The organism is Fulvivirga aurantia, from assembly GCF_009711475.1.
Lineage (GTDB): Bacteria > Bacteroidota > Bacteroidia > Cytophagales > Cyclobacteriaceae > Fulvivirga > Fulvivirga aurantia.
In genome coordinates, this window is record NZ_SMMD01000778.1 from 1 (window position 1) to 8,078 (window position 8,078).

Annotated in this window: 6 protein-coding genes; 5 read left to right on the forward strand and 1 reads right to left on the reverse strand. The window is 40.8% G+C overall.

Features of this window, described 5'->3' with window-relative positions; all coding sequences use genetic code 11:
- The first annotated feature begins 128 nt into the window (after window positions 1-128).
- The 3 genes from E1176_RS09915 to E1176_RS09925 are packed head-to-tail and all read left to right on the forward strand — an operon-like array spanning window position 129 to window position 5,465.
- Window positions 129-4,490, forward strand: coding sequence for a T9SS type B sorting domain-containing protein (locus tag E1176_RS09915; protein WP_155210455.1), 4,362 nt, complete (start codon window positions 129-131; stop codon window positions 4,488-4,490).
- Between the two features lie 41 nt (window positions 4,491-4,531).
- Window positions 4,532-4,882: a carboxypeptidase regulatory-like domain-containing protein gene (locus E1176_RS09920; RefSeq protein ID WP_155210456.1), complete on the forward strand. Its 351-nt coding sequence runs from the start codon at window positions 4,532-4,534 to the stop codon at window positions 4,880-4,882.
- Window positions 4,883-4,889: 7 nt separating this feature from the next.
- Window positions 4,890-5,465, forward strand: a complete 576-nt coding sequence (locus E1176_RS09925) for an NUDIX hydrolase (protein WP_155210457.1) — start codon at window positions 4,890-4,892, stop codon at window positions 5,463-5,465.
- A 131-nt stretch (window positions 5,466-5,596) separates the two neighbouring features.
- On the opposite strand, the gene E1176_RS09930 is transcribed toward E1176_RS09925, so the two are convergent.
- Window positions 5,597-5,758, reverse strand: coding sequence for a hypothetical protein (locus tag E1176_RS09930; protein WP_155210458.1), 162 nt, complete (start codon window positions 5,756-5,758; stop codon window positions 5,597-5,599).
- 79 nt (window positions 5,759-5,837) lie between these two features.
- Between E1176_RS09930 and E1176_RS09935 the strand changes: the two genes are divergently transcribed.
- Window positions 5,838-6,797 carry an L-threonylcarbamoyladenylate synthase gene (locus E1176_RS09935; protein ID WP_155210459.1) on the forward strand — a complete coding sequence of 320 codons (960 nt, stop codon included), beginning with the start codon at window positions 5,838-5,840 and terminating at the stop codon, window positions 6,795-6,797.
- 30 nt (window positions 6,798-6,827) lie between these two features.
- Entirely contained in the window at window positions 6,828-8,015 is a 1,188-nt protein-coding gene (locus E1176_RS09940; RefSeq protein ID WP_155210460.1) for a phosphoglycerate kinase, read from the forward strand.
- The last annotated feature ends 63 nt before the right edge of the window (window positions 8,016-8,078 follow it).

Sequence of the window (8,078 nt, forward strand, 5' to 3'; positions counted from 1 at the left end):
TAGTGCTCAAAAGTGTCTTTAGTTCCCTTTTAGTTTTATTGCTTTCGCTTTCTTCTCAAGCCCAGACTAGAGATATTTTCTGGCATTTTGGTGCAAATAGCAATAGCCTTGAATTTACCAGGCCAACGATGGATCCGCAGATAATCACCTTGCCTAACACACTTGGTATTGGTGGCGGAGCGGTTGCCTCAGATTACCTCAACGGAGAGCTTATGTTTTACACAGATGGTGTAAATGTGTATGCAGCTGATGATGAGCAAATAGCCACTTTATTGGGGAGTACCACAAGAAATCAATCAGCTTCCGTAGCTCTTAATCCTGAAGACGTGACTGCTCCAGGCGACACAAGTGAATACTACATCTTTACAATAGATAATGCTGGACTTATTCGCTATTCAATTTATGACAAGAACATTTACCGCAATGCCGTCTTCCCCGCACCACCTGATGGAGATATGGATCCGGCTCGTTTGAATGTGATAGACCCCGGGCTACCCACCAACCCACTATCAGAAGGCATGATTGTAATCTCAAATGCACCGCAAGATGGCTTTTGGTTGATTACACACGAGTTGGGCACCACAAATTATAATGTAACACAAATTGATGAAACAGGGCTTTCTACCACCTCGACCTCGATAGCAGGTGCACCTACCGATGTAGCTAATTTCTCATATAGCAGAGCCACCAATCAAATTGCTGTTTCGCCAACCAATGCAGAAACTATCGTTTTACTGGATATCAACCTGACTAGCGGGGCCCTAAGCTTAGATGGAGCCGATTTTAGTACAATAACTGCATCTAACTCTATTTTTGATATAGAATGGAGCAGTAATGGCAATTATGTCTATATATCAGGTGATTTTGGAGGCACAAATGATGAAATTCGAAGAGTAAACCTTACAGAAACGCCATTAGCTGATAGTCTGGTATTAACAAGTGACATCGACAATAGCTTTGGGTTGCAGTATGGTGCTGACACCGCCATTTATAATTTGTATCAGTCACTTAGTGATGGTAGCTTTCAGCTCGGGCGTATCGAAGCACCAAATGTAGATGATGTTAACCAGGTGCTATATAACCCTCAACCCATTGATGATACCGATTACCAGGCACAACAATTTCCATCATTTCTAACGCCTTTTGATCTTATTTCAGTTGATTTTACATTTTCCGGAACATGTGCCACGGTTCCAACCTATTTTTTCCCTCAGGTTACACCAGACTTTTCTTCGATCACCTGGGATTTTTTAGGTGATGGTAACTATGTGCCACTCACAGGAGGATCATTTACTTATCCTGCCGCAGGAGACTACAATGTCACAATGCGAGTTAATCAAGGCGGTGCAATAGACTCTGTTACAAGAGTAGTTAGCATTGAGGATTTTGAGCTCACTATTTCTATAGATCCACAAAGACAATATTGGTGTCCGGATGATTTTGGAGACAGAGAAGACCCTGCTACCAGTATTGTTACATATACGGCCTCAGTTCAAGGTGCTAATTCAAGCGGAGCTGTCATAAGATGGTCCAATCAATCGGCTGCAGAAGCTAATGCTACAACTACTTTTGTAGAGCCAGGCACTTATTATGTGGTGGCCACAGATCCTACAACAGGTTGTGAGGCCTATTTAGAACAACAAGTATTTGAGTACGGTGCGCAAAATACCTTTGCGTTCGTATGGTATTTTGGAGACCACGGAGGCCTTGATTTTAACCCACTCTTTGATGTACAAAACCCCGGGCCAATTACTCCCATCGACTTCGGAGGGACAGAATTCAATGGTGGCAATCAGATGGTTTCCCCGGAAGGTTGTGCCGTTTATTGTGATGGTAATGGAGACCCATTATTATTTAGCGATGGTCAGGAAGTGTACAATAGAGCTGGCACCCAACTCACCACTAATCTAGGTGGAAGTGAGAATGCGACACAGTCGATTTTTATAGTAGAGAATCCGGGTGATGCCACGCAATACTTTTTATTTTTTACTGAAGAAAATTCAAATGGTCAATTTGGTTTTAAGTATGCTGTTTTTGATTTAAAAATGCTAGACGGTGATGGTGACCTTGTCCGAGAAGGTGGAGACCCCATCGTTACGACCTTATACGATAATAGTACAGAAAGAATTACCGGAAATGCCAATTGGGTAATCACTCATGAGTACAACAACGACATTTTCAGAGCCTATCCAATCACTGGTCAGGGCATCGGAGCCCCGGTTTTTTCCAATGTAGGTGAAGTCCATAACTTTTCTCCTACTCAAACGCAGGGTTATATGAAGCTATCTGGTGATAAGCTCGCTGTAGCTCTTTCGATATCAGATACAGAAAACTATATCGATCTTTTTGATTTTGATGTTACCACGGGTGCAGTTACACCTGTGATCACTTTGGATTTTACGGAAAGTGGACAAGCTTATGGGCTGGAGTTTTCTCAAGATAATCGCAAGCTTTTTTCCTCTTTAAGAAACTCTGGAGGAGGCACGAGAATCGTAAGGTGGGAAATTGACACGACAACTATTGCCGGGCAGGTGACAGATGAGCAATATATTAGAGACTCTGAAACTGAGATAGCCTTGGAAGCAGGGGTTGATATTGGTGCTTTACAAAGGGGACCTCAAGGCAGTATTTATTTCGCCAAAGATGGCGATACAAACCTGGGGAGTATAAATAACCCTAATGATTTACTTGACCCACAATACAATTTAACCACTGGCGATTTTCCAAATGTAGGAAATGATCTGGTAAATGGAGGATCTAATAACAGCAGGTTAGGGCTGCCCAACTTTGTTGATTTTAATGGCAGTAGTACACCTGCTCCCAGCTTATCGATAAGTAGTGGCTGTCAAAACCAAAGCTTGACTTTCACTGTTCTCAACCCTTTGCCTGATGCTGAAATAGAAAGTTATGTAGTGCAGGTTTATGATGATAATAATAACACTATAGCCACCTCACCTACACTTGATGCAAACAATACAACCTGGAATTTCACAAGCACACAGACACCAGGTAATTATGAAGCACAGTTATTTATATTAAATACCTGCGGCCTTGCTACTGCCAGCGACCCACGTCAACCTTTTGTGATCAATCCACTACCTACTGTAGGCACTATTACTACCACATCTCCATCGGTGTGTGGCGCTAATGACGGAAGTGCTCAAATACCATTCTCATCAACTGGAAGTGTCACGTACAGTATCTCAGGACCTGTTTCAGTACCTCAACGTACGGTAACAAGTCCAACCACAGAAACTGTCACTAATCTTGGGGCTGGATTTTATACTCTGACCGTAACGCAGGATTATCCAGCGGGCAGTTGCTCAAATACCTATACTTTTAATCTTTCTGACCCTGTGTCTTATGTACTTAACGCTAATGAAGATGACAATGCGGATTGTAACGGAGAAAATGGGGTAGCTTCATTTTCATTTAGTGCAGCACCGGCACCTGCTTCTTTTAATTGGGAGTTTAGACAGCAGTCGAACAATACTTTAGTAGATAGTGGTGATGAAAGTCGTACAGCAACAAATCCTGTGAATTCTGGTGATTATTATTTTGAAGTAGTCGACAATAACGGGTGTACTACAACGGCAGATGTAACCATCACCGAGCCAAACCAAATTGATCTTACGATTGGTACTATCAATCCATCATGTGACGGTGAAGTAATTGCTATAGATGTAAATACGTCAACGCAAAATTTAATCACAGTCAATGAATTTGTAAATGGTGGTGTTGGTGATGAAATACCAAATTATGAAGTAATAGGTGCCAATGACTCGATTAGTATTTCTATCCCTGCTGCTGGTGAAGGTACCTACGAATATGTTGTAGTTGCTCCAGGTACACTTGAAGGTCCTTGCTCTAATGCACAGCTAATCTCAGTCTCCTTTGGTAGCTCAGACCCGAGCCCGTTTGATAGAATGTATGCCATTTGTACGTTTGAGGCTGATGAAGACCTTAATAGCGTTAAACTATTGAGCAATCAGCCAGGGTTTACTAGTGTAGAGTGGTTTGATGACGATGGCAACCGCATCACTGCAGGCACTCCAGGCTATACCTTTAGAAATGATAGTATCATTATCTCTGATTTTGGTACGGTCACAGCCGAGCTTACCAATGTATTTGGTTGTGTTACAACCACCGAAATAGATGTGATACAAGATTGTAAAGCCCGTATTAACGCACCTAACGCCTTTAGACCGGGAAGCAGTCTTCAGCAAAACCAAACATGGAATATATTCCCATTCCTTGTTTCCAGCGATGAGTTTGAAATATATATTTATAACCGCTGGGGAGAATTGGTATTCCAGTCTAGCGACCTTGACTTTATGGTAAGTGGTGAAGGTTGGAATGGTGGCTATGACAATGACCCTGGCAGACCAGTGCAAGGTGGAACTTATGCTTACAAAGCACAGTTTAAGAATACATTTGACGAAAATGCAGAAGTGCAGGAATCGAGAGGTGGTATAACACTAATTCGATAATTACGTTGAACAATCAGAATTAATTAAAAAAGATAAAAACCATGAAAAAGATAATTGCAGCAATATTGTTAATTAGTGTTGCTTGTGCTTTTAAAAGCGATCAGTTATTTAAAACCAACCTTAAAATCACAGTGAGAAATGAGCTGGGCAACCTTGAAGAGGGTGTAGCGGTACAGCTATTTAAATCGGAAAAGGACTATAGAAATGAAACAAATCCTGCAACTGAAGTAATGCATACTGATGATAAAGGAGATGTGAAATTTAAAGACCTGGAGCCTATTATCTATTTTGTAAACGCTGAAAAAGGCGACAAAAACAATGTGGGTGCAGGTGTACAAACCGATTCTTTACAAGAAGGCAAGCTAAATAAGATCACGGTTATTATAGAATAAAAAAGTTTTGCATAGACAAGATCTAATTGAAAAGTTAGAAAACTACAGCCCTGAATTCGAAGAAGAAAAAGAATTCAGGGCTAGTTTTTTACAATTTGTAGAAGAAAGCAGCAATTGCTTTGAGCGATCGTTGGCCGTAGGTCACATAACGGGTTCTGCATGGATTGTGAACAGAGACAGAACGCGTTTTCTCATGACACACCACCAAAAGCTCAATCGTTGGCTACAGTTAGGAGGCCATGCTGATGGTGAGTCTGACATTATAAAAGTAGCTACCAAGGAAGCTTTAGAAGAGTCTGGGCTTACGAGTATAAAGCTGGTATGTAATACCATCTTCGATATTGATATACATACTATACCTGCGAGAAAGCAAGAGCCGGAACACTTACATTATGATGTGAGATTTTTGTTTGAAGCTGACGAAAATGAACAATTTGTAGTTAGCTCAGAATCTAAAGATTTGGGCTGGTTGAGTAATGATGAACTTGTAGAGTATTGTAAAGGGAATCGGTCGATTCTAAGGATGGCGAAAAAAGTTCAAAAAGGGAGCCCTCTCTCCAAAGCTCCCTTTCTTAAACTTTAAAAACACTAAGTAACCATTTGAAAGTTGAAACTTTGATCAACTCTCATTAGCTAAGGTACAAGGTGTTTGTTAGGAGAGAAAATCAAAATTGCCGGATAACCTATGCATGTAATATTATCTGCCAATGTGCGCTATTTACCGGCTATCAAAAGCAAAGCAAAAGCGATTACAACTAACCAAAATTTATAAACAAACAGAGCGGGAATAACTACAATAGAAAGCTGCATAAGTACCGCAAGAGCGACAATAAGGATAGCTACCAGTCTAAGCGTTGATCTTGTTTTATTACTCATTATTTCAATCATTGGTTCAAGCTAAATATATGGATTTTAAACTACCTCAGCCTGAAAAAATTAATACTTTTGCGTAGCTATGGCAGAAATAGGAAAAGACATACAAAAAGCGCAGGAAATACTCAATAAAGGTGGATTAATTGGGATGCCAACCGAGACAGTGTACGGTTTAGCAGGCAACGCGTTGAATGCGGAAGCAGTAGCTGCTATTTTTAGTACTAAAAACCGTCCTTCTTTCGATCCTTTGATCATGCACACTTATTCGCTTGAGCAGGTAGCCAGGTATGTAAGTAATATTCCAGAAAAGGCTAAAATACTCGCTGAGCGTCTGTGGCCGGGTCCTTTGACACTTCTGCTGGAAAAAAAATCGATAATTCCAGACCTTGTAACCTCTGGTCTGAATACTGTGGCAGTACGAATTCCAGGCAAAAAGATCACACTTGAGTTGTTAAAAGAACTTGATTTTCCGTTAGTAGCTCCAAGTGCTAATCCTTTTGGTTATGTAAGCCCTACTACTGCCCAACATGTAAACGATCAGCTGGGTGAGAAGATTGAGTACATACTAGATGGCGGATCATGTGAAATAGGTATAGAATCTACCATAATCGGTTTTGAGGATGGCTCACCAGTGATACACCGAATGGGCGGTATCAGCAAAGAAAAGATAGAAAGCCTGGTGGGTAAAGTAGCATTAAAACCTCACTCCTCTTCTAACCCAAAAGCTCCGGGGATGCTTAAAAATCATTATTCCCCTGGTAAGCCGATTATTCTGGGTGATTTACAACAGCTGAAAAAGGAAATTGGAGAAACAGACAGATTGGGAGCAATAGCATTTAAAGAGGCGATAAAAGGCATAGCGGAAGAAAAGCAAATGATATTGGCGCCTTCCGGTGAACTTTCTGAGGCTGCTCAAAACCTTTTTGCTGCATTGCGGTCATTAGATAACAAAGAAATAGATATCATAATTGCTGAACTTGTGCCCGACCATGGGTTGGGCCGAGCAATTAACGACAGACTCAAAAGAGCTGCCGCTAAATAAAATTAATACGACTTAAACCAACAATTAACAATGAGAACAATCGATGACATCAATTTTGAAGGTAAACGAGCCTTAATCAGAGTAGACTTTAATGTGCCATTAAATGATAAACATGAAATCACTGATGATACTCGCATAAGAGCTGCCGTACCCACTATTAAAAAAATACTCTCAGATGGAGGGTCAGTAGTATTGATGTCGCATTTGGGCCGACCGAAAAACGGGCCTGAAGAAAAATTCTCATTAAAGCATTTGGTTGACGACCTCTCGGGTAGGTTTGACACAGAAGTAAAATTTGCAGATGATTGCATTGGCGATGATGCTAAAAACATGTCTGGTGCTTTAGAAAAAGGTGAAGTACTGCTATTAGAAAATCTGAGGTTCTACTCTGAAGAGTCCAAAGGTGATGAGGACTTTGCTAAAAAGCTTGCTGATCATGGTGATATTTACGTAAACGATGCTTTTGGTACTGCTCACAGAGCGCATGCTTCAACAAGTATAGTCGCTCAGTATTTTGATGAAAAAGCCGCTGGTTACGTGATGGCAGCAGAGCTCAAAAATGCTGATAAAGTTTTAGAGAAAGCCGCTAAACCTTACACAGCTATCATGGGTGGTGCTAAAATATCTGATAAAATACTCATCATAGAAAAGCTACTAGACAAAGTCGACAATCTCATCATCGGTGGCGGTATGTCTTATACATTCTTCAAAGCTATGGGTGGCCAAATTGGTTCTTCTTTAGTGGAAGATGATAAATTAGATTTAGCCAAATCTTTGATATCAAAAGCTAAAGAAAAAGGCGTAAACCTTGAGTTACCATTTGATAGCGTAATTGCGGATAAATTTGATAATGAGGCAAAAACAGATGTGGTAAGCAACACTTCAATCCCCGATGGTTGGATGGGACTTGATATCGGGCCACAGGCTAGCGAAGTTTTTTCAAGAACCATTAAAGAATCAAAAACTGTATTGTGGAATGGTCCTATGGGTGTGTTTGAAATGTCAAACTTCGCTAAAGGCACAATAAGTATTGCAGAAGCTACCGTAGAAGCTACCGAAAACGGTGCTTTTTCATTGATCGGTGGTGGAGATTCTGCCGCAGCCGTCAATAGCTTAGGCTATGGAGATAAAGTATCTTACGTATCGACCGGTGGTGGTGCTTTGCTTGAGTATATGGAAGGCAAAACCTTACCTGGCGTAAAAGCTCTGGAAGAATAATCTATGATTGAAACTAAATAATAAAGATGAGGATGTCTCAAAAGGTGAGTCATCCTGAGTATG